This window comes from Jannaschia helgolandensis (assembly GCF_900109285.1).
Lineage (GTDB): Bacteria > Pseudomonadota > Alphaproteobacteria > Rhodobacterales > Rhodobacteraceae > Jannaschia > Jannaschia helgolandensis.
The window spans coordinates 31,800-49,508 of the sequence record NZ_FNZQ01000004.1 but is presented as its reverse complement, the minus strand read 5'-3'; the positions used below and the strand labels follow the sequence as shown (position 1 = coordinate 49,508).

At 63.9% G+C, this 17,709-nt stretch carries 21 protein-coding genes and 1 other RNA gene; 10 read left to right on the top strand and 12 right to left on the bottom strand.

Translation table 11 applies throughout. The annotated features are described in order from the left end of the window. Positions 1-68: 68 nt before the first annotated feature. Genes BMY38_RS11010 through BMY38_RS18570 form a run of 3 tightly spaced genes read right to left on the bottom strand, consistent with a single transcriptional unit; the run spans position 69 to position 2,645 of the window. Positions 69-1,004: a site-specific tyrosine recombinase XerD gene (locus BMY38_RS11010; RefSeq protein WP_092762796.1), complete on the bottom strand. Its 936-nt coding sequence runs from the start codon at positions 1,002-1,004 to the stop codon at positions 69-71. After that, the gene (locus tag BMY38_RS11005; RefSeq protein WP_092762794.1) at positions 1,001-2,527 is read right to left on the bottom strand and encodes a hypothetical protein; all 1,527 of its coding nucleotides are present in this window, start codon (positions 2,525-2,527) and stop codon (positions 1,001-1,003) included. Before BMY38_RS11005 ends, BMY38_RS11010 begins: the two co-directional genes overlap by 4 nt. Beyond that, positions 2,517-2,645 carry a hypothetical protein gene (locus BMY38_RS18570; RefSeq protein ID WP_281243217.1) on the bottom strand — a complete coding sequence of 43 codons (129 nt, stop codon included), beginning with the start codon at positions 2,643-2,645 and terminating at the stop codon, positions 2,517-2,519. Before BMY38_RS18570 ends, BMY38_RS11005 begins: the two co-directional genes overlap by 11 nt. A gap of 106 nt (positions 2,646-2,751) precedes the next feature. Between BMY38_RS18570 and BMY38_RS11000 the strand changes: the two genes are divergently transcribed. Both BMY38_RS11000 and aroB read left to right on the top strand, forming a co-directional pair. Next, a complete protein-coding gene (locus BMY38_RS11000; protein WP_245737593.1) occupies positions 2,752-3,333 on the top strand; it encodes a shikimate kinase in 582 nt (193 codons plus the stop codon). A gap of 7 nt (positions 3,334-3,340) precedes the next feature. After that, entirely contained in the window at positions 3,341-4,435 is a 1,095-nt protein-coding gene (gene aroB, locus BMY38_RS10995) for a 3-dehydroquinate synthase (RefSeq protein WP_092762792.1), read from the top strand. Here the strand turns inward: aroB and BMY38_RS10990 are convergent. The 9 genes from BMY38_RS10990 to BMY38_RS10950 all read right to left on the bottom strand — a co-directional run bounded on the left by BMY38_RS10990 (position 4,432) and on the right by BMY38_RS10950 (position 10,416). Further along, entirely contained in the window at positions 4,432-4,695 is a 264-nt protein-coding gene (locus tag BMY38_RS10990; protein WP_092762790.1) for a ribbon-helix-helix domain-containing protein, read from the bottom strand. The two genes, aroB and BMY38_RS10990, sit on opposite strands and share 4 nt — an antisense overlap. After that, positions 4,692-4,868: a DUF4169 family protein gene (locus tag BMY38_RS10985; protein ID WP_092762788.1), complete on the bottom strand. Its 177-nt coding sequence runs from the start codon at positions 4,866-4,868 to the stop codon at positions 4,692-4,694. Before BMY38_RS10985 ends, BMY38_RS10990 begins: the two co-directional genes overlap by 4 nt. Further along, positions 4,865-6,256 carry a class II fumarate hydratase gene (gene fumC, locus BMY38_RS10980; protein ID WP_092762786.1) on the bottom strand — a complete coding sequence of 464 codons (1,392 nt, stop codon included), beginning with the start codon at positions 6,254-6,256 and terminating at the stop codon, positions 4,865-4,867. The genes BMY38_RS10985 and fumC overlap by 4 nt, the downstream gene beginning before the upstream one ends. An 85-nt stretch (positions 6,257-6,341) precedes the next feature. Beyond that, positions 6,342-6,899 (bottom strand): class I SAM-dependent methyltransferase, encoded by a 558-nt coding sequence (locus BMY38_RS10975; RefSeq protein ID WP_092762784.1) that lies wholly within the window; start codon positions 6,897-6,899, stop codon positions 6,342-6,344. Positions 6,900-7,055: 156 nt separating this feature from the next. Continuing rightward, on the bottom strand, positions 7,056-7,535 hold the full coding sequence (locus BMY38_RS10970; protein WP_092762782.1) for an SspB family protein: 480 nt from the start codon (positions 7,533-7,535) through the stop codon (positions 7,056-7,058). Between the two features lie 239 nt (positions 7,536-7,774). Beyond that, positions 7,775-8,127, bottom strand: a transfer-messenger RNA (tmRNA) gene (gene ssrA, locus BMY38_RS10965). Beyond that, on the bottom strand, positions 8,120-8,470 hold the full coding sequence (locus tag BMY38_RS10960) for a DUF4345 family protein (RefSeq protein ID WP_175495848.1): 351 nt from the start codon (positions 8,468-8,470) through the stop codon (positions 8,120-8,122). The genes ssrA and BMY38_RS10960 overlap by 8 nt, the downstream gene beginning before the upstream one ends. A gap of 88 nt (positions 8,471-8,558) precedes the next feature. Beyond that, entirely contained in the window at positions 8,559-9,608 is a 1,050-nt protein-coding gene (locus BMY38_RS10955) for an extracellular solute-binding protein (protein ID WP_092762780.1), read from the bottom strand. An 82-nt stretch (positions 9,609-9,690) separates the two neighbouring features. Further along, complete coding sequence (locus BMY38_RS10950; RefSeq protein WP_423787115.1) at positions 9,691-10,416, bottom strand: FadR/GntR family transcriptional regulator; 726 nt, start codon at positions 10,414-10,416, stop codon at positions 9,691-9,693. 88 nt (positions 10,417-10,504) lie between these two features. Between BMY38_RS10950 and BMY38_RS10945 the strand changes: the two genes are divergently transcribed. The 8 genes from BMY38_RS10945 to BMY38_RS10910 all read left to right on the top strand — a co-directional run bounded on the left by BMY38_RS10945 (position 10,505) and on the right by BMY38_RS10910 (position 17,708). After that, the gene (locus BMY38_RS10945; RefSeq protein ID WP_245737576.1) at positions 10,505-11,215 is read left to right on the top strand and encodes a DUF2182 domain-containing protein; all 711 of its coding nucleotides are present in this window, start codon (positions 10,505-10,507) and stop codon (positions 11,213-11,215) included. Continuing rightward, complete coding sequence (locus BMY38_RS10940; protein ID WP_092762778.1) at positions 11,212-11,898, top strand: DUF1326 domain-containing protein; 687 nt, start codon at positions 11,212-11,214, stop codon at positions 11,896-11,898. The genes BMY38_RS10945 and BMY38_RS10940 overlap by 4 nt, the downstream gene beginning before the upstream one ends. An 11-nt stretch (positions 11,899-11,909) precedes the next feature. Continuing rightward, complete coding sequence (locus BMY38_RS10935; RefSeq protein WP_092763322.1) at positions 11,910-12,410, top strand: DinB family protein; 501 nt, start codon at positions 11,910-11,912, stop codon at positions 12,408-12,410. Beyond that, on the top strand, positions 12,407-13,486 hold the full coding sequence (locus BMY38_RS10930) for a dimethylsulfoniopropionate demethylase (RefSeq protein WP_092762776.1): 1,080 nt from the start codon (positions 12,407-12,409) through the stop codon (positions 13,484-13,486). Before BMY38_RS10935 ends, BMY38_RS10930 begins: the two co-directional genes overlap by 4 nt. Then, complete coding sequence (gene acuI / locus BMY38_RS10925; RefSeq protein ID WP_092762774.1) at positions 13,483-14,472, top strand: acryloyl-CoA reductase; 990 nt, start codon at positions 13,483-13,485, stop codon at positions 14,470-14,472. The genes BMY38_RS10930 and acuI overlap by 4 nt, the downstream gene beginning before the upstream one ends. Before the next feature lie 110 nt (positions 14,473-14,582). After that, positions 14,583-15,968: a cryptochrome/photolyase family protein gene (locus BMY38_RS10920; RefSeq protein WP_092762772.1), complete on the top strand. Its 1,386-nt coding sequence runs from the start codon at positions 14,583-14,585 to the stop codon at positions 15,966-15,968. Between the two features lie 67 nt (positions 15,969-16,035). Next, entirely contained in the window at positions 16,036-17,247 is a 1,212-nt protein-coding gene (locus BMY38_RS10915) for an SAM-dependent methyltransferase (protein WP_092762770.1), read from the top strand. Further along, positions 17,247-17,708: a TrgA family protein gene (locus BMY38_RS10910; protein ID WP_092762768.1), complete on the top strand. Its 462-nt coding sequence runs from the start codon at positions 17,247-17,249 to the stop codon at positions 17,706-17,708. Before BMY38_RS10915 ends, BMY38_RS10910 begins: the two co-directional genes overlap by 1 nt. Position 17,709 lies beyond the last annotated feature (1 nt).

Sequence of the window (17,709 nt, the reverse complement as noted above, 5' to 3'; positions counted from 1 at the left end):
GCGCGGCCCCTGCACCTGCGGCAATGGGCGTCACTTCCTCTTGGCATAAATATCCCCTGTTGCGTCACTTATTCCCGCGCCAGCGGATGATGCGTCAGCACCAGCTCCTTCAGGCGGCTTTCCAGAACATGCGTATAGATTTCGGTCGTCGAGATATCGGCATGCCCCAGCATCGTCTGGATGGCACGCAGATCGGCACCGCCCGCCAGCAGATGCGTGGCGAAGGCATGGCGCAGAACGTGCGGGCTGACCCGGTTGGGGTCAAGCATGGCGAAGGCCGACAACGCTTTGATACGACTGTGAAACCAGACGCGGGTCAGGTGTCCGGCCTTGCCTCGCGACGGGAACAGATGCGGCGAGACGGGCGCGCCGCTGTCGATCTTCGCACGCGCCTGTTCGGTGTCGCGGTGCGCAAGCCATGCGGCCATCGCATCGCGGGCAGCGGGCGACAACGGGACCATGCGTTCCTTGCCGCCCTTGCCGCGCACCAGAAGCATCCGGGGATCGCCCCGCGCGGCGGAAACCGGCAGGCCGATAAGCTCCGACACGCGCATGCCCGTCGCATAGAGAAGTTGCATCAGGCTGGTGTCGCGCAGGCGCTCGGCCTCGGTCTCTCCCATGTCCTCCGCCGCCGACAGCAGGGCATCGACGTCCGCCTCCGACAGGGTTTTCGGCAGGGATTTCGGCTTTTGCGGGCCGGTGATGCGGATCGCCGGATCGTCGTCGCGCAGCCCTTCCTCGTGCGCGAAGCGGTATAGGCCCCGAATTGCGGACAGGCGCCGCGCGCGGGTCGAAGCGGCCAGACCTTCGGCCTCGCAGGCGATCAGAAAGGCCTCGATCTGGGTCCGGGTGGCGGTGCCGACCCCATGGCCACGCGCTTCCAGATGGGCGGCATAGGCGTCCAGATCACGGCGATAGGCCATCAGCGAGTTCAGGGCGGCACCGCGTTCCGCCGCCTGCGCTTCAAGGAACAGGTCGACCCAGGCACTGCCGTCGCCGCTCATGCCAGCAGCAGTTGCAGAGCCGTGCGCCGGGCCACGTCCAACAGTCCGACAGACCTGAAGAACGCCAGCGCATCGGCGATATCCTGCGGATCGGCCTGGGCACCGCCCGACAGCAGGCTCGCCGCTTCCAGCAGGGCCTCGGCCAGCCGTTCGCCTTGGGCCATACGGGTCAGACGGTCGGGGGCCGGGCCCGTCAGCCCGTCTGAAATGGCCTGCATCAGATTTCCGGGCGGGGGGGGCGCAGCGAAGTCGTCCTGTGCAATGGCGACGGCGAAGGCGTCGCGCGGCAGGGTCGGACTCGCGTCGCGGGCGACGCGTTTGTAGGCGGGCGACAGCAATCCGACGCGCAGGGCCAGATCCGCCGCCGAACCGTTCAGCCTGACCTGCGACAGCCGCTCGCCATAGAGATCTGCAAAAGGCACCAGCAGTCCGGCCTCCCGCATGCGTGCCACTGCCTGTGGCAGCGCGCTGGCTACCGCCACAGGATCGCCGGCGATCAGCGCGGTGTCCAGTTTCTGGATCGAGGCGGCCCGGTCCCAGACGCCGCCCGACGCGGACGGACGCCCTTCGGTATAGAGCGCCAGTAGCCGGTTCGGGTCCAGCGCGCGGGCGCGAACCAGACGTTCCGCCGCTTCGATCTGGGATTTCCAGCCGGTCGTGGGCCGCAGATCGGCAACCGCGAAGGCCAGTGGCAGGTCCAGCGTCGGAGGCGTCTCGCCGATGCCGTCCAGCAAACGGAACGCCAGCGGAGTCATCGGACGTGGCGGAACCGGTGGCGGCAGTCCCTCGAACAATTCGGGGTCGAGAAAGTTGGCCAGCAGCGCGTCTTCCTCGTCGGTGATCATCCCCAACGCGCGCCCGGTGTCCAGCGTCAGGGCGGCGGCGGCCCAGTCGCCCGATCGAGACAGGCAGAAGATGCGCGCGGGCAGGGTGGGCGCGACGCCCGGATTGGCGGTCATCGCATCGCAGGCGCGGGTGTCGAAACCGGTCAGCAGCGACGTGTCCCACCACCGCCGGAAGGCTTCGGGGTCGGTCGCGCCTGCACGTTCCAGCAACGCCTGAGCCTGATCCAGTGCGCCGAAGCGCAACAGCCCGTCGATGCGCGCGAAAAACAACCTGTCGGTGTCCCCGGCGGCGCGGGGCGGGTCCAGTTCGGCCAGCATCAGCATCAGCGCCAGATCCTGCATCGCCGGTATGGCGTCCCCCGGCAGAGTCTGGATCAGGTCGGCAATTCGTTCCGGATCGGATCCGGCCACGGCATCGCGCGGCAGACCGGTCAGGCGGGTCGACAAAAGACCCACGGCGTCGCGCCGCGTCTGTCCCAGCGGCATGACAGTGACTTCCGGGCCGGTCAGGGGGACAGCCACAGGTTCGTCCATGGTGGAAGAGGCTTGCGGCGCGGCCAGACTGTCGGACAGCCAGGGAATTGCCGATTCGGGTGCGCCCTGCGCGGCGACGGCCATTGGAAGCAGCCCTGCGATCAGTGCAAGACCTGCGCAGGCCAGCCGCCGATCACCCCGCATCGATTTCGATCGTGGTGCTGACCGGGGCTGTCTCGGGCTCCATCAGATAGGAATATCCGAATAGTCCGATCGTGCCGAGCACGAGCAGAATTAGAAGGTATTTTAAAAATCGGAACATGCCTGCCTGCCTGTTATCATTGCATCCATTGTGGCGGGCGGAGATATAGTTGGCAATCGGTCAAGCGACAGGTCAAGGAAACGTCATGCGGGCGATGGGCGACAAGATGCCGGAAGAGGCGGGACAAGCGGAACGGCGTGTAACCGCCGAGACCGGCCTCAGTCTGACGCGTCCGGTCGTGCTTGTCGGCATGATGGGCTGCGGCAAGACCGCTGTCGGCACCGCGCTTGCCAGCCGTCTGAACGTGCCATTCCGCGACACCGACGAGGCGCTGGAGTCGGCCGCGCGCATGACCATCCAGGAGATTTTCGACCGCGACGGCGAGGCCTTCTTCCGCGCCCGCGAGAGCGAGGTTCTGCGCCGTCTGCTGGAACAGGGTCCGGGTATCCTCTCGACCGGGGGCGGGGCGTTTCTGCGCCCTGAAAACCGTGGCGTCATAGGCAAGTCGGGCGTGTCGGTCTGGTTGAAGGCGGACGGCGAACTGCTCTGGTCGCGGGTGAAGCACCGCACCACGCGCCCGCTTTTGATGACCGACGATCCGAAAGCGACATTGCTGGCCCTGCTGGCCGAGCGTACAGACTCCTATTCAGAGGCCAGCCTGACGGTTCAGTCCGTGCCGGGACTGTCGATCGCGCAGATGGTCGATCGCGTCATCGCCGCCCTGCAAGACGCCGCCATCCTGACATGAGGCCTGAATGACCGACATCGTACATGTTCCTTTGGGGGACCGGGCATATGACGTGCACGTCGGGCAGGGGTTGTTCGCGCAGGCGGGCGATCTGATCGCGCCGTTGCTGGGCCGTCCCCGCGTCTTCGTCGTGTCCGAGCGGCGGGTGGCGGGGCTGCATCTGGATCGGTTGCAGAACGGTCTGGGCGACATCGAGGCCCCCGCATTGTTGCTGGAACCGGGCGAAGCGACCAAGGGCTGGGCCGGGTTGACGCAGGTGGTCGAATGGTTGCTGGACCAGAAATGCGAACGTGGCGATGTGGTGGTGGCACTGGGCGGCGGCGTGATCGGCGATCTGGTGGGATTCGCCGCGGCGATCCTGCGGCGCGGCGTGCGATTTGTGCAGGTGCCGACGTCTTTGCTGGCACAGGTGGATTCGTCGGTCGGCGGCAAGACCGGGATCAACACGCGGCACGGCAAGAACCTTGTCGGCGCCTTTCATCAGCCGTCGCTGGTGATTGCGGACGTCGACGTGCTGGACACACTGACGCCGCGTGATTTCCGGGCCGGGTATGGCGAGGTGGTGAAATACGGGTTGCTGGGCGACGCGGATTTTTTCGAATGGCTGGAGGACAACGCGCCCCGTCTGGCGGACGACGCCGCATTGCGGGTGCAGGCCGTGCGTCATTCGGTGCAGATGAAGGCCGATATCGTCGCACGCGACGAGACCGAACAGGGGGATCGCGCACTGCTCAACCTGGGTCACACGTTCTGTCACGCGCTGGAGGCGGCGACCGGGTTCGGCGACCGTCTGCTGCACGGGGAGGGCGTCGCCATCGGCTGTGCCCTGGCGTTCGAGCTGTCGTGGCGTCTGGGCCTGTGTTCGCAGGAAGATCCCAGCCGTGTGCGGGCGCATTTGCAGACGATGGGCCTGTCCCGCGACCTGCGCGACATTCCCGGCGACCTGCCGGGGCCGGAGGGGCTTCTGGCATTGATGGGGCAGGACAAGAAAGTCGTGGATGGCACGCTGCGCTTCGTTCTGGCACGCGGTATTGGTGTGGCGTTCGTTACTTCGGACGTGCCCGCGGATGCGGTGCTCGGGGTGCTGCGGGCGTCGGCCTAGCGCCCGGAACGGTCGCCGTCGTCCCGTCGCGGATCATCCGCCATCTGCTGCAGATCCCGCAACACCGCTACCCGGATGGCCGAGGCCAGTCCCGCACTGACGCCCCGGTCCCGGTCGATCTGCGCGGCCAGCGCGTTGATCGACAGGCCCTTGGCCCGCGCCATGTCGACGAAAGCGGTCCAGAACGCCTCCTCCAGCGACACCGATGTGCGGTGGCCATGCAGGGTCAGCGATCGTTTGCGGGGTCGTGCGTCGGTCATTCTATTTCGTGGTCATCGACGTGACGTTGCGCCTTGTCGGCCTGCGCCTTTTCGACGTCCTTTTCGGCTCTGGTGCGACCGAACCGGGCGGCATTCGCATCCGCCCGGACCTTCTTCGCATCCCGGTCGCGCGCCTTGCGGGCCGCGGAGAGGGAGACGACCTTGCCTGTCACTTCGGACCGATCATCAATTTCGGATCGACGACCCGGTCAAAGGTTTCCTCGTCCACCAGACCCATGGCCAGTGCCTCTTCTTTCAGCGTCGTGCCGTTCCTGTGGGCCGTCTTCGCAACCTTGGTGGCGTTGTCATAGCCGATGGTGGGGGCCAGCGCCGTCACCAGCATCAGCGACTCCTTCATCAGCTTGTCGATGCGTTCGATATTGGCTTTCGTTCCCACCACCATGTTGTCGGTGAAGCTGCCCGCCGCGTCGCCCAGAAGCTGCATGCTCTGCAATACATTGTAGGACATCATCGGGTTATAGACGTTAAGCTCGAAATGGCCCTGCGATCCGGCAAAGCCGACGGCGGCATCGTTTCCCATGACATGGGCGCAGACCATGGTCAGCGCCTCGGCCTGCGTCGGGTTCACTTTACCCGGCATGATCGACGATCCCGGCTCGTTTTCAGGCAGGATCAATTCGCCCAGCCCTGACCGTGGACCGGAGCCAAGAAGACGCATGTCATTGGCGATCTTGAACAGGCTGGCGGCAACGGTCCTGAGCGCGCCGGAGAACATGACCATCGCGTCATGGGCGGCCAGCGCCTCGAACTTGTTGGGGGCGGTGACGAAGGGAAGTCCCGTGATTTCAGCGATTTCCGCGGCGACCTTCTCGGCGAACCCCTTGCGGGTGTTAAGGCCGGTGCCGACCGCCGTGCCGCCCTGCGCCAGTTCATAGATATCGGGCAAGCAGGCTTCGACCCGCTCGATCCCCTTTTTCACCTGATGCGCATAGCCGCCGAATTCCTGCCCCAAAGTCAGCGGCGTGGCATCCTGCGTGTGCGTGCGCCCGATCTTGATGATGTCCCTGAACTCATCCGATTTCGCGGCCAGCGCATGGTGCAGCTTGTGCAGACCGGGCAGCAACGTATCGCGCGCCATCATGCCGATGGCGACATGCATCGCGGTCGGGAAGGTGTCGTTGGACGACTGCCCCATGTTGCAATGGTCATTGGGATGCACGGGATCCTTGGAGCCGATCACACCCGACAGGATTTCAATGGCGCGGTTCGAGATGACCTCGTTGGCGTTCATGTTCGACTGTGTGCCCGATCCGGTCTGCCAGACGACCAGTGGGAAGTTGTCGTCGAACTTGCCGTCGATTACTTCCTGCGCGGCGGCCGAAATTGCACCCGCCCGTTTGGCGTCCAGATCGCCGAAGCCGAAATTCACGGCCGCCGCCGCCTTTTTGACCACACCCAGCGCGCGCACGATGGCGACGGGCTGACGCTCCCAGCCGATGGGGAAGTTCAGGATCGACCGCTGCGTCTGCGCGCCCCAGTATTTGTCGGAGGGCACCTCCAGCGGGCCGAAGCTGTCGGTTTCGGTGCGCATGTCGGTCATCACGATCTCCGGTGGTCTGTCATCTCGATGAGGCGGACATAACGAAGGCTGCCGCACAGGTCCATCGCCCGCGCGCATACGCCCGTCAGACACCGCGCTGAAAGGAAAAGACACGCGCAGGGGGCAGGTTGCGCCAGACCTTGGGGCCGGCGATGCAGGCAAGGCCCAGTTCGTCCAGCGTCTGCGAGGCCACCGGCTGACGCATTCCGTAGGTGAATTGCAGAATGCGACCGCCCGGCAGCAGCCGGTCATGCGCTGCCACCATGATGGCCAGCACCACATCGGCGGGAATCGATCGCAAGGGCAGGCTGGAAACGATGGTGCTGACCCGCGGCAGATTCAGCGCCACAAGGTCCGTGGCACTGGCCGGATAGATCCGCACGCCCGGACACCGGCGGGCCAGGATGTCGCAGAACGTAGGGTTCATCTCGACCGCGTGGATGTCCGATGCGGGCACGCCGCGGCCCAATATGGCCTGGGTAATCGCACCGGGACCAGGACCCAGTTCTATCACCGGACCTGTCCCGACACCGAGTCCATCGGTCATTTCCCGGCCCAGGTAGCTCGAAGATGGCAGGATCGCACCGACTTCCTGGGGTCGCGCAAGGATCTGTCCGAGAAACTGGGAGAGGTGCAGCGACATCAGATGATCCCTGTAAGATACGTCGCCCACGCCGAACGAACCGACTGCTGAGTTGTGGGGCAAAATGTCGGACGTCAATACATCTTGGGACGATCTACAAAGACGTGATCGCGCAATCTCCGCATCCGGCCTTCGTGTCGGGTCTTCGGGTCCGGCCTATTTGCGGAAGCGATCCAGGCTGACGACTTCGGCATCCTGGCGCGGTGCAGGTTCTTCCTCAAGCTCGGCGAAGGGGGCCTCATCTCCGTCATCGGGGCCGTCGGGGTCGTCATCTTCATGCCGCTCGAACCGGAAACCGAATTCGACGGACGGATCGACGAAGGTCTTCATCGCCGCCCAGGGCACGGTCAGGGTTTCCTGACTGTCTCCGAAATTGAGCGTCACGGAAAACCCGTCATCCCGCACATCCAGGTTGTCGTACCAGTGCTGTAACACGATGGTCATGTCGTCGGGATAGCGGTCCCGCAGCCACGCCGCGATTTCGACGCCGTCGAAATTGGTGTCGAACGAGATGAAAAAATGGTGGTCGCCCGGCAAACCCTGCTCGGCCACGCGGAGAAATACCCGTTTGATGAGGTCGCGCATGGCATCGTGCATCAGCGTGCCGTAGTCGATCGTCGCAGATGAATCTGTCATTGGCCCCTCGGTGTGTCGCCTGGGAAAAGTAGAACAGAGCGGCGGAGGAGCGGCAAGGGCAGGTCGGGTGGAAAGCGGCGATATGCAACAAAGGTCATATCAAGCCACCAGACCTTCGGGTCCGGGCAAGCCCGGTGTTGATAAGTGCAGGCTTCTGTTGCCTCAACGTTTTTCGCGCAAGCGAAAGGCGGCGCCAGGGTTTTGGACGCCGTTTCATCTCGAAAACGCAAGGGGGTAGAAGTGCAGGCTTCTGTTGCCAGGTGCCTGCGAACCCCGCCTTACGCTGCTAGGCGCAAGGGCTTAAGTTTCGGTCTCGACGCAGCTTACGCTGCGACGGCGACCGGAGCACGGTTGATATTGGCAACTGTACATTTTGTACCGATAACGGTGGTAACTCACCGAGCGAAAGCATTACCCCTTTAGACGTCCGTCGATCCTGTTTCGACCCCATGATCCCCCAATACGGGATGTATGGTGGAGTCGCCGGGTACCGCCCCCGGGTCCGATCCGCTTATTACGGGCGCGTTTATCGCCATAGTCCTCCGAAGAAGACAAAGTGAACATAGTCTGTTCCGTGGTCCGATTCAAGTCAGGTTGATGCCCAGAAGAAGCACTGCGAACACGATTTCGGTGCCGAAGAACCCCCATTTCCGTGTCGTCCGCCCATCGAGCAGCAAAGACGTCGCCCGACCAAGGGCGCCGCCGCCCCAGACGAATCCCAACATGGCATAGGCTGCCGGAAATCCGATCAGAATCGCCCCGACCCCGGCCACGACGAACAGCGCGCCCGAGGCCGCGCGCACTTCCGACAGGCCCATGGTCGACCCGCCGTCGCGCAGGTCGACCTTTTCCATCGTCCAGCGGGGGGCCAACCAGCCTGCGGCCCCGAAACCAATGGTGGCGAGGGCCAGGAGGAGGTTGAGTATGTCGGCCATGGCGGGTCTCCGGTCAGATGCGTTCGTCTTGAACAAAAGCCCTGCCGAAAGGTCCGGCAGGGCATGTGTTACGGGGTTGGCCGTCCGATCAGAATCCGGCCTTGATCCGCTCGAAGGTCTCGGCCTGTTTCTGGCGCAACTGCCCGTCCATCGGAAGCTGCGCCAGCACCGGTGCGTCGATGGTGCCAAGACCGGAGGCGGTCAGCGCTTCCTCGCCCTGACCTTCCATCGCGGGCAGGTTCGACTGGCCGTATCCCGCCTCCAGCAGCGGCACGGTCGAAGACGCATCCAGCATCGCATTCACATAGTCATAGCCCAGTTGTTCGTCCGACGTACTGTCCTTCATGTTGACGTAGCCGCACAGCCAGAGCGATGACCCTTCGGCCGCCTCGCGCTGGAAGCCGATGGGAAAGCCCTCGTCGGCCATCGTCGGAAGCGTCTCGTTCCAGGCCCAGCTTACCAGAACCTCGCCCGAGGACAGAAGCTGCGACAGCTCCGCCGGGTCGGTCCAGTAGGTCCGCAGGTTGACATGTGCCTTGCGGAGCCATTCGGATGCCGCGTCGAATTGTGCGTCGGTGGCGTTCGACCAGTCGGTGGTGCCGGTCGCCAGATAGGCCAGCGCATAGGCGTCGTCGACATTGTCGGGCAGGGACATGCGGCCCTGGTATTCCGGGTTCAGAAAGACATCGAGCGACGCGACGTCTTCGGCCGGTACTTCGTCGGCGTTATAGGCGATCGCGGTGGACCCATAGTCCACGGGCACGAAATACACATCGCCATCGTCCCCGACTTTCTGGCCGGTCAGATCGCGGCTCAGGTTATCCCATTCCGTGATCTTCGACAGGTCCCATGGCTCGATCAGGCCGGATTCGACGAACTTGGTGACGGAGCCCGCGCAGATGTGCGTGACACCCGGCTCGTTATATCCCGACGACAGTTTCTGGAATGCCTCCTCCTCGTCGCCGAAGAAAGCGAAGTCCGGACCGGCACCATTGGCCTCGATATAGGCCGAGTGGAAGGCCGGGTCTTCGAAGCCGGAATAGTCGAAGACCGTCAGGCTCTGGGCACCGGCGGGCAGGGCGGCCAGCGTCGCGGCACCGGTCACTGTGGTGGTCAGAAGGGCAAGGCGTAAGGTCATGTATATAGCTCCCGAGGTTGGATGTTTTGCCCGGAGGTTGCGACCTGTCGCACGGAATGTCTAGCGCCTGTCGGGCAGATCTCTAGCGCCGCGCCCGCCGCGCCTGTCCCCGTTGAAACAAAGCGATCATCAGGGCCTCCAGCTCGTCCAGAACATGCCTGACTTCGCCCGCATCCCGTGCCTGCAGGGCCCCGGCGATACGGCGATACAAGCGGATGATCGTCTCGCGGTCGCGGTCGGCATAGGTGATCATGTTCATCAGCGGCTGCATCGCCTCGACCGCGCCCGCCAGTTGATACGACAGCACCGGGTTGTGCCCCGCATCGACCAGCGCCCGGTGAAACGCGACGTCGGCGGCGCAGAACGCCTCGTCGGTGCAGCGGCTGGCCAGACGGTTGATCGCATCTTTCAGGGCGCGCAGGTCGGCGCGGTCGTGCTGCGCGACCGCCAGATCGACGCAGGCGCGTTCCAGGGCGAACCGCGCCTCGGCGGCGGTCTGGAAATCGACGGCATTCATCGACAGCAACAGCATGGATGTCGCGACATGCGAATCCAGTGCCGCGGCATAGGTCAGGTCGGCCACGAAAGCGCCGCCGGAATGGCCGCGCGCGGTGCGGATCAGGTTCTTGGCGGCCAGCCGCTTCAACGCCTCGCGCACCGTTGCGCGGGAACAGTCGAATTGCAGCGCAAGCTCCGCTTCGGAGGGAAGGCGATCGCCCGCCATCAGGTCGCCATCCGCGATCCGCGCGGCCAGCCGGTCCGAGATGGACAGCGAAATCGATTTCGCGGGAGGGGTCTTCGTCGGCACCGGCAGAATCCAATTGTCTGACTTTTAAATGTCTGACATTTGATATGGGTGAATCGGCAACGGATCAAGCGGCTGGGGAGGGCGGTTGATGAGGCATCTGTCACGCATGACCGCACCGCACTGGCTGGCGCTTTATGCCGGGCTATTGCTGGCATGGGCCGCTGTTTTCCTGATCGGCGTCGATAACGGGTGGGCGATGGCCCTTCACGACATGTTTCGCCTGCCGGTCGATGCCGTGGGGGTGGCCGGGGCTTTCGCGATGTGGCTGATCATGTCGGCGGCGATGATGTTGCCGACCGCTTTGCCCGCCTTCGCCACGCATGACGACATCGCCGACTCCCAGGGCACGGGCGGCGGGGGGCGGCTGGTCGCGGGCTATCTCGTTGTCTGGGTGGGTTTTTCGGGTGTTGCCGCCGTGGCGCAACTCGTCCTGTCGCGCGCCGGTGTGCTGGAAGGGGTCTGGCTCGCCGCTGCGCTATTGACCCTTGCGGGGGCCTACCAGTTTTCGGCCGTCAAGGACGCCTGCCTGTCGAAATGTCGCCAGCCGCTGACGTTTTTCATGAATCATTGGGACGAAGGACCGCTGCACATGGGCCTGCGTCTGGGCGCGACCTGTCTGGGCTGCTGCTGGGCGCTGATGACGCTCGGGTTGGTCGGCGGCGCGATGAATCTGGGCTTCATGGCATTGGCCACCTTGTTGATGGTATTGGAAAAATTAACACGCGGGGCTTGGGTGCCGCGCGCAATCGGCCTCGCCTGTCTGACCGGCGCGGGCTATCTGATCGGAGGAACGATATGACCAAGATCGCAGCGCCCGCCCTGTCGAGCCGCCACCCGCAAGCCCGCCCGCAAGGGGCCGCCCAGACGCCATGGGCGATCAAGGGCGAGCTGATCCTGAACTGCAATTGCACGGTCTTCTGTCCCTGCGTCGTGTCTCTGGGCAAACACGCACCGACCGAAGGCTATTGTCAGGCGTGGTCGGGCATCCGCATCGACAGCGGACATTACGGTGACACCGATCTGTCGGGTCTGAACGTGGGGCTTCTCCTGGAAATTCCGGGTCTTATGGCGCGCGGCAACTGGAAGGCGGCGGCGTTCATCGACGACCGTGCAACCCAGGCCGCCTATCTGGGTCTGATCGAGATATTTTCGGGCCGGGCCAAGGGAACGACAGGTCTTTTCAAGCTGCTGGTCAGCGAATTCCTCGGGGCCGAACGCGCGGCGATCACCTATGAGACCGAAGGCAAGTCCCGTCGCCTGATGGTCGGCAAGAAGATTCAGGGCGAGGTGGTGCCGGTCAAGGGCAAGGACCCCGAGCGCGATATCGTCGCCACCAATACCGAATACTGGATGGGCAGCGACATCACCGTCGCCACCGCCACCAAGGGCCGGGTGCGCGCCTTTGGCCGTGTCTGGGACTTTGATGGGCGCAGCGCCGAAATCTGTCAGATCGACTGGTCCGGACCCGAGGTCGCCCGGTGATGGAGACACCGATGATCTCACCGGAATGGGTGCGCATGATGGTGCGGTTCGGGGCGCATCAGAACGTGGCCTATGCGGACCTGACCTCCGATCTGGACGAGGCCGCGTGGTGGGCGGACCGGGGCGCGTTTTTCGGGTCCTTGGGCGCGACGCTCAACCACATCCTCTGGGCGGACCTGATCTGGCTTTCGCGACTGGCGTCCCGTCCCGCACCCGAAGCCACGCCGGGTGGGCGTGACATCGCCTCGACGCGGGTTGACTGGGCCGCGATGCGCATCGGCGCCGATGCAGAATTGACCGCCTGGGCGGGCGGTCTTTCCGAAACGGATCTGTCCGGCGACCTCGACTGGGTGTCCGGGCTGTTCGGGCCGCAGACGGCGCGGCGCGATTTTGTCGTCACGCATGTTTTCAACCACGCAACGCACCACCGCGGGCAGGTCCACGCCATGCTCACGGCCATGGGGCGGGAGACGCCGACGACCGACCTGATCTTTCTGCGTGACGTCCAATGACGGCGCTCGCGCCCTCGAACCGGCTGCGCCGAACGTGGTGGACCGATGCGGTCGAGGCGGCGGGAGTGTCTGCCTTTACGGTCTATAACAAGACCTTGCTGCCCGTCGTGTTCGAAAGCCCGTCCGAGGATTGCCGTCACCTGAAGTCTGCGGTTCAGGTCTGGGATGTCGCCTGCGAGCGTCAGATCCGCATCGAAGGGCCGGACGCGACCAAGCTGATGCAGCGCCTGACCCCGCGCGATCTGGACCGGATCAAACCGGGCAAATGCGCCTATGTCCCGATCTGCGATGTGAACGGCGGGATGCTCAACGACCCGGTCGCGTTGCAACCGTTTCCGGGGGTATGGTGGATTTCGCTGGCCGACAGCGACCTCGCGCTTTGGGTCGAAGGGGTGGCGATGGGGGCCGGATACGATGTGTCCGTATCCGAACCTGACGTTCAGATACTGGCCGTGCAGGGGCCGTGGGCCGGTGATCTGGCCGCCGAGGTGTTTGGCGAAGACACGCGGGACATCCCGTTCTTCGGTTTCAAATGGCTGCCATTTGAGAACGGCAAGGTTCTGGTCGCACGCTCGGGCTATTCCAAACAGGGCGGGTTCGAGATCTACGTGACCGATCCGGCGCTGGCGACGCCGCTGTGGGACACGCTGATGTCCAAAGGGCAGCCATTCGATATCCGCGCCGGATGCCCCAGTGGCCCCGAACGGATCGAGGGCGGGATGCTGTCCTATGGCAACGACATGACCCGCGCCGACACCCCGTTCGAGGCAGGGCTGGGGCGCTATGTCCAGCGGTTCGATTGCATCGGGGGCGCGGCGTTGCGGGCGCATGTCGCGTCGCGCAAGATCGTAGCCGTTGAGTTGGAGGGCGCACCGCCGGTCTGCGACCGGGAATGGCCGTTGATGGACGGCGATGTACAGGCCGGTCGCATCCGGTCGGCGGCGTGGTCGGACGAGTTTCAATGCGGTGTGGCGATCGGTATGGTCGGAATGAACTGGGAGCCGGGCGATCGGCTGACCTGCGTGACGCAGGACGGCAAGATTGCGGCCACGATACAGGAGAGGTTCTGGAAATGAGCGAGACATTCAAGGCGCTGGTCGTCGAAAAGGAAGATCAGGGGACCTCGGCTTCGGTTCAGGATCTGACGCTGGCCGATCTGCCCGAGGCGGAGGTTACCGTCGCAGTCGAATATTCGACGGTGAACTACAAGGACGGGCTGTGCATTGGGCCGGGCGGCGGGCTGGTCCGCAACTATCCGCATGTGCCGGGCATCGACTTCGCCGGCACGGTCGAGGCGTCGTCTGACGACCGGTACAAAACGGGCGACAAGGTCGTCCTGACCGGCTGGCGGGTCGGCGAAGCGCATTGGGGCGGCTATTCCCAGAAGGCCCGCGTCCGAGCCGACTGGCTGGTGCCACTGCCCAAGGGGCTGACCACACGGCAGGCGATGGCGGTCGGCACAGCGGGGTTTACCGCCATGTTGGCGGTCCAGGTGCTGGAAGATCACGGAATCAAGGCCGGGCCGGTTCTGGTCACCGGGGCTGCAGGTGGTGTCGGATCCGTTGCGGTCGCGCTGCTGTCGGCGATGGGCAAGCAGGTTGCCGCCGTCACCGGACGGCCTGAACAGGCAGAATATCTGACTTCGCTGGGGGCCACGCAGATCGTCCCGCGCGAAGACCTGGCAGAAACCGTCAAGCGTCCGCTGGAGGGCGAGACATGGGGTGGCTGCGTCGATGCGGTCGGTGGCGCGATGCTGGCGCGACTGCTGGGTCAGATGGAATATGGGGCCAGTGTTGCGGCAGTTGGACTGGCCGGCGGCGCATCGTTGCCCGCAACGGTAATCCCGTTCCTGTTGCGGGGTGTTAACCTTCTGGGCATCGACAGCGTGCTGCAGCCATATGAAAACCGGGTCCGGGCCTGGGATCGTTTGGCCGAACTGCTGCCGATGGACAAGCTGGAGGCGATGATCGTCGAGAAGACGCTGGAGGACCTGCCGCGAACCGGCGCCGATATCCTGAAGGGTCAGGTTCGGGGACGTGTGGTCGTCGACGTGAATGCCTGACGCAGCGTTATCGGGGCCTCGGCCCGGAAACGTGGATATTTTTACCAAGAGGAAGCTGGGCGACCGGACGGATGGCCCTATGATCCCTTCGATATGACGAAGGGTCTTGGATGACGCCGATCATTCTGTGGATGCGCCGCGACCTGCGGCTGACTGACAATCCGGCAATGGATTGGGCGGCAAAGTCGGGGCATCCCGTCATCCCAGTGTTCCTTCTGGACGAGGTGGTCGAGACATGGGGCGCCGCCCCGGCATGGCGGCTGGGTCTGGGTCTGGAGGCAGTAACGACCGCCTTGGAGGGTATCGGGTCGCGGTTGGTCCTGCGACGGGGGCGCGCGCTGGATGTGCTGCGGGCGCTGATCGCGGAGACCGGGGCCGAGACAGTGGTCTGGAACCGTCTTTATGTGCCCAACGAGCGGGCACGTGATACCGAGGTGAAGGAAAAGCTGCGCGAAGGCGGCATCGAGGCGCGGTCGTTTCAGGGCCATGTGCTGTTCGAGCCATGGACGGTCGAGACCGGGACCGGGGGCTATTACAAGGTTTTCACGCCGTTCTGGAAATCGGTTCGCACCCGCGATCCGGAGACGCCGCTGGCCCCGGTGAAGGCATTGCGCGCGCCTGACGCCTGGCCCGCCAGCGATACTCCGGGCGACTGGGATCTGGGCCGCGCGATGGGGCGCGGCGCTTCGGTCGTGGCGCAACACGTTCACGTCGGAGAACAGGCGGCGCGCGACCGGCTGGTGGGGTTTCTGGACGAAAAGGTCGGCGATTACAGTGACGCGCGCGACATGCTGGCGGTCGACGGTACCTCCGGTCTGAGCGAAAACCTGACCTATGGCGAGATCAGCGTGCGGGAATGCTGGTTCGCGGGCAAACGCGCGATGGAGGATGGGAAGGCGGGGGCCGAAACCTTCCTGAAAGAGATCGTCTGGCGCGATTTCGCGCATCATCTGGCTTATCATACGCCGCGCCTGGTCACCGAGAACTGGAAGCCCGAGTGGGACGCATTTCCTTGGCGGGAGGATAACCCCGATGCCGAAGCCTGGCGGCGCGGCTGCACCGGGATGGACGTCGTGGATGCCGCCATGCGGGAGCTGTATGTGACCGGGCGGATGCACAACCGCGCCCGGATGCTGGTCGGCAGCTATCTGACCAAGCATCTGATGACGCACTGGAAACTGGGACGCGACTGGTTCGCGGATACGCTGGTCGACTGGGACCCCGCGTCGAACGCGATGGGCTGGCAGTGGGTCGCGGGGTCGGGGCCGGATGCCTCGCCGTTTTTCCGTATCTTCAACCCCGAGACACAGGCCGAAAAATTCGATCCAAACGGCATTTACCGGCGTAGATGGCTGGAAAATGATGCATTTTTCGAGGCGATCCCGCGCAGTTGGAACATGACGCGCCGATCCGGCCGTCCGTCCGAGCCTATCGTCGGTCTGTCCGAGGGACGAGTGCGCGCATTGGATGCATACAAGCAACGGGACGACGGATAGCTGCGAATTTTTCTTGCAGAAACCGATCGCAGGGTGGTTTTCTTCCACCAATATCAAAGGGATTAACATGAACGCATTCACGACCACGGACGGACAGGCCGGTCTTCCGCGTTACTTCAAGCGGGCGTTCGCGATGGCGCAGGGCGCGCAGTCGGGCCGCATGGATGTGGTGCTGCCTGATGGCCGCCGGTTCCGCCACGAAGGTGCTGTGCCCGGACCCGTGGCCGAAATCGTGACCCACAACAATGATGTGTTCGCCCGTCTTGTGCGCGAAGGCGACGTGGGCTTCATGGAGGCCTATATGGATGGGTCATGGACGACGCCCGACCTGCAGGCGGTGTTCGATTACATCAACAAGGAAGGGGACATGCTGATCCAGAAGTTCCCCGGTCTGAAACTGGTGCAAGCCTATGAAAAGGCGCGGTTCTGGATGCTGCGAAATACCAAGGCGCAGGCAAGGAAGAACATCTCCAAGCACTACGATCTGGGGAATGATTTCTATGGTCTGTGGCTGGACGAGACGATGACCTATTCGTCTGGCATGTTCGCCACATCGCAGGACCCGCTGGAGGCTGCGCAGACCGCGAAATACAAGTCCATCATCGACCGGATGGAGGTGCAGCCGGGCGATCATGTCCTGGAAATCGGCTGTGGCTGGGGTGGCTTTGCGGAATATGCCGCCGCGGAGCGGGGGCTGCGCGTCACCGGGCTTACGCTAAGTAAGGAGCAGTTGAACTTCGCCGAAGAGCGCATTGAAAAAGCTGGACTTTCCGATCTTGTCGAGTTCCGCTTGCAGGATTACCGCGACGAGACGGGCGTGTACGACGGTATCGCGTCCATCGAGATGTTCGAGGCGGTGGGCCGCGAATACTGGCCGGTCTATTTCGACACGCTACGCGATCGGCTGCATCCCGGCAGGCAGGCGTCGTTACAGATCATCACGGTGCCGGACACGCGGTGGGCGGTGTATACACGCAGCGTCGATTTCATCCAGAAATATATCTTTCCGGGTGGCATGCTGCCTGCGCCGATGAAGCTGGCCGAACAACTTGCGCGCGCCGGGCTGGAGGATCGCGGGTCGATCAGTCTTGCCAAGGATTATTCAATCACGCTGCGGCGCTGGTATGACCGGTTCAACCACCGTTGGGACGAGGTCGCGGCACAGGGTTTCGACGAGCGGTTTCGCAAGATGTGGAACCTGTATCTGACGGGCTGTGCGGGGGCGTTTGAATATGGCATGTGTGACGTCATCCAGATGACGGTCCGAAAGCCAACCTGATGCCAACCCCCGCCAAACTTGTCAGTGCCATCCTGTTTGCCGCGTTGGCCTGGGCTGTAGGCGAAGCCATTGTCCGCTATACGCTGGAGGAAGGGACGCGCGTCGGCCTGTTCCGCGAATTTCTGGCCTTCGGCGGTCTGTTGATCGGGTGGCGGTATATCGGGCGGATCGCGTCGGGGCCGACGATGCGGGGCAACACGGTCACCAATGTCATAACGGCGGGCATCGGAGGGGCGGCAATACTGCTGGTTCTGAGTCTGTTGCTTCACGCCTTCGGAGTCATGATCGCCGAGTCGCTGCAGGGCAAATACACCGCCATCGGTACGGCGGCGTCGGCCTGGATGGGGTTCTTGGTCAAAGACGCGGTGACAGTCTTCCATCCGGTTGTGATGGGCCTGTTGTTCGGTGGCGGTGCGGTTGTCGGGCTGATCGGCGGCCTTGTCGGTCGTACGATGCGATGAA

Bases quoted from the DNA above. Each gene is read 5' to 3' on its own strand.
- BMY38_RS10945 (WP_245737576.1), top strand. From the start codon at position 10,505: ATGAGGCATCTGTCACGCATGACCGCACCGCACTGGCTGGCGCTTTAT.
- acuI (WP_092762774.1), top strand. From the start codon at position 13,483: ATGAGCGAGACATTCAAGGCGCTGGTCGTCGAAAAGGAAGATCAGGGG.
- BMY38_RS10940 (WP_092762778.1), top strand. From the start codon at position 11,212: ATGACCAAGATCGCAGCGCCCGCCCTGTCGAGCCGCCACCCGCAAGCC.
- BMY38_RS10990 (WP_092762790.1), bottom strand. From the start codon at position 4,695: ATGACCGACGCACGACCCCGCAAACGATCGCTGACCCTGCATGGCCAC.
- BMY38_RS11000 (WP_245737593.1), top strand. From the start codon at position 2,752: ATGCCGGAAGAGGCGGGACAAGCGGAACGGCGTGTAACCGCCGAGACC.
- BMY38_RS10935 (WP_092763322.1), top strand. From the start codon at position 11,910: ATGATCTCACCGGAATGGGTGCGCATGATGGTGCGGTTCGGGGCGCAT.
- BMY38_RS10930 (WP_092762776.1), top strand. From the start codon at position 12,407: ATGACGGCGCTCGCGCCCTCGAACCGGCTGCGCCGAACGTGGTGGACC.
- fumC (WP_092762786.1), bottom strand. From the start codon at position 6,256: ATGACCGACATGCGCACCGAAACCGACAGCTTCGGCCCGCTGGAGGTG.
- BMY38_RS11010 (WP_092762796.1), bottom strand. From the start codon at position 1,004: ATGAGCGGCGACGGCAGTGCCTGGGTCGACCTGTTCCTTGAAGCGCAG.
- BMY38_RS11005 (WP_092762794.1), bottom strand. From the start codon at position 2,527: ATGCGGGGTGATCGGCGGCTGGCCTGCGCAGGTCTTGCACTGATCGCA.
- BMY38_RS10960 (WP_175495848.1), bottom strand. From the start codon at position 8,470: ATGGCCGACATACTCAACCTCCTCCTGGCCCTCGCCACCATTGGTTTC.
- BMY38_RS10910 (WP_092762768.1), top strand. From the start codon at position 17,247: ATGCCAACCCCCGCCAAACTTGTCAGTGCCATCCTGTTTGCCGCGTTG.
- BMY38_RS18570 (WP_281243217.1), bottom strand. From the start codon at position 2,645: ATGTTCCGATTTTTAAAATACCTTCTAATTCTGCTCGTGCTCGGCACG.
- aroB (WP_092762792.1), top strand. From the start codon at position 3,341: ATGACCGACATCGTACATGTTCCTTTGGGGGACCGGGCATATGACGTG.
- BMY38_RS10955 (WP_092762780.1), bottom strand. From the start codon at position 9,608: ATGACCTTACGCCTTGCCCTTCTGACCACCACAGTGACCGGTGCCGCG.
- BMY38_RS10970 (WP_092762782.1), bottom strand. From the start codon at position 7,535: ATGACAGATTCATCTGCGACGATCGACTACGGCACGCTGATGCACGAT.
- BMY38_RS10920 (WP_092762772.1), top strand. From the start codon at position 14,583: ATGACGCCGATCATTCTGTGGATGCGCCGCGACCTGCGGCTGACTGAC.
- BMY38_RS10915 (WP_092762770.1), top strand. From the start codon at position 16,036: ATGAACGCATTCACGACCACGGACGGACAGGCCGGTCTTCCGCGTTAC.
- BMY38_RS10975 (WP_092762784.1), bottom strand. From the start codon at position 6,899: ATGTCGCTGCACCTCTCCCAGTTTCTCGGACAGATCCTTGCGCGACCC.